The organism is Algibacter sp. (assembly GCF_049667265.1).
Lineage (GTDB): Bacteria > Bacteroidota > Bacteroidia > Flavobacteriales > Flavobacteriaceae > Algibacter_B.
This window is the reverse complement of record NZ_JBATHX010000224.1, coordinates 1-2264: the sequence shown is the minus strand read 5'-3', so window position 1 is coordinate 2264 and position 2264 is coordinate 1. Positions and strand designations below refer to the sequence as shown.

General features: G+C 33.3%; 3 protein-coding genes. All 3 read right to left on the bottom strand.

The features are described 5' to 3' along the window. On the bottom strand, positions 1 to 1054 hold a 1054-nt coding region (locus tag WBN21_RS08305), incomplete at its 3' end, for a glycosyltransferase family 2 protein (protein WP_424199246.1). A gap of 51 nt (positions 1055 to 1105) precedes the next feature. Next, the gene (locus WBN21_RS08300) at positions 1106 to 2071 is read right to left on the bottom strand and encodes a polysaccharide deacetylase family protein (RefSeq protein WP_424199244.1); all 966 of its coding nucleotides are present in this window, start codon (positions 2069 to 2071) and stop codon (positions 1106 to 1108) included. A gap of 4 nt (positions 2072 to 2075) precedes the next feature. Then, positions 2076 to 2264 (bottom strand): hypothetical protein (locus WBN21_RS08295; protein ID WP_424199242.1); only part of this gene is annotated, 189 nt, incomplete at its 5' end.

The window sequence follows — 2264 nt, the reverse complement described above, 5'->3', positions numbered from 1 at the left end:
TTAAATGAAACAGCTCATCGAAGTAACGTTTTTTCTGTAATGAAATAAAGCCAAGTCCAAGAAATTGAATAGCTGTTACAAAGGTAAAACCACCAATTAAAAAAGCATGCGGACGCTTGTTATAAACAGCAGCCACGGCCTCTGAGAACACATCGTCAAAAAACGCACCCGACGATTGAATTTCTGGGTAAATGGTATAAACATGATAAAATATCCAACCAATCATATACACGGATGCAAGTAATAATAGTAACCCAACTATCATAAAAAACCCATAAGGTCTAAATATAAAACTAGACATTAATCCATTTCGGATTCCTTTAAAAACATTGACACTAGAGGTTCTGTTTTCCCCATATTCTAATTGTAAAGTCCAATCTAAATGCCCAGGAACTTCAACAATTCGACCTCTTAAAATACGTGCTTTTTGAATAATTTCCGGATTTATTGAATACGTTGTTGTTTTTAGATTTAAGGTGTCTAAAAATTCTTTTCTATAGGCTCGAGCCATTCCAGTAAAGCTATGGATATTTATGCCTGAAGTATAACGCATAATTTTATTAAGCACTTTACTATAAAGTAATCTAAGAAATGGAATATTAGTTGTTTTACCACCTTTCATATAAGGCGAAGCAATAACGATATCGGCATCCTGGGTAATTGCAGCGTCCATTAATGATTCAACATGATCCGGACCAAAACTCAAATCAATATCAAGCACTACAATATAATCGCCTTTGGCAATTTTAAACCCAGCACGTAAAGCACCTCCTAAATTTTTATTCACTTTATTATGATGAACCGTAATATTTGGCAATGTTTTAGCAAGGTTGTCTGCAATTTCAGCGGTACCATCTTTACTACCATCATTCACAATAAGAATATCCCAATCATATTTATCATTCAGCCCTATCATATGAGCACATAGAATGTTAAGGCTGTCTTCAATAATTGCAGCTTCATTATACGCTGGTAATAGAATAGTTACAGTTGGTCTTATTTTTTGCCCCATAGGTTCTTTTACTATTTCGAGTGGTTTATATTGTGTTTCCATAATATTAATTAATTATTTCAATTCATTTTTTTTTGAATCAATATTTATATGTTATGCTTTTACATTGTTAAAGCTAATATCACACTTTTCGTATATTTTGGCTACTTGTTCTTCCATGGTTACTAAGGTAAAATGCTTCGCAAAAATTTTAATTATTGTCTTAAAAATCGCTTTCTTTTCATGGCTCGGAATCATCATTCCTGGAAAAAACTCCATACCCTTCACCATATCATCTCCAAGGAGATCTGTAGGGTGAATTAAAAAATTTGGGGATGTTCTTGTTAGTCTACATAGTAGCATAGCACATTTTAAGTATAAAAACATTAGTGGTTTTGATAAGCTACTGAGGTACATTAAATACGTTAAGTGAATTGGAATTCTGAAAATAGGCATCGTTGTTACTGGAACTTCCAATAACTTACTGTTATTCTTCAATTTCCAGAAATATGGTTTCAGCTTCATGAAGCCATCAGAAAATTTTCCAAAGAGTTCTTTTCTTTCCTTTTTTTGTTCATCTGTTAAATTGGACGTTTTGAAATAATACATTCTAGCCAAAGGCCCAATAAATGTTGGGAATGTAGATGAATCATAAACATAGCCTCGCGCCTCTAAAACTTCTAAAAGTGTTTCGCTCCAAGTAAATCCAGGACCACGAAACCCCTTTGGTTCTTGACCGCTGATAGATTTGATAATATTGTGCGATTTATCAATTTCCTCTTCCAATTCTTCCCTTGTATAAAGGTGAAGATAGGTTTCATGTTTAAAGGAATGATTACCTATTTCATGACCGGCATCAGCAATCATTCTTATGTATTCTTGATTCTTTTCAACAGCAGCATCTTGACCTACAATGAAAAATGTAATTTTCAATTCTAATTCCCCTAACAGCTTCAGAATATAAGGAACAAAAATGTCCAAATAGGTTGGAAATCCCTCCCAGCCCTCTGAATTATTGTTCTTCATGTAAGACCATTTATTATCTAAATCTAAAGAAAGACTTGCCGTTAGTTTGCTCATGTTTCTAGTTGGTATTAGATGTTGCCTTTTGTTTTAATTCTGCTGCAAACTCTTCCATGAACGAATTTACATGAGTTACCACAAAATTATTGTTTACTGAATCGCTTACAAATTGAGATGTATTTAGCACAAAAAAGTCTGGGTGTTTTGTTTTAATTTCTGGAACTATGTTCGAGTAATTCAAAACCTGTAA

Bases quoted from the DNA above. Each gene is read 5' to 3' on its own strand.
- WBN21_RS08300 (WP_424199244.1), bottom strand. From the start codon at position 2,071: ATGAGCAAACTAACGGCAAGTCTTTCTTTAGATTTAGATAATAAATGG.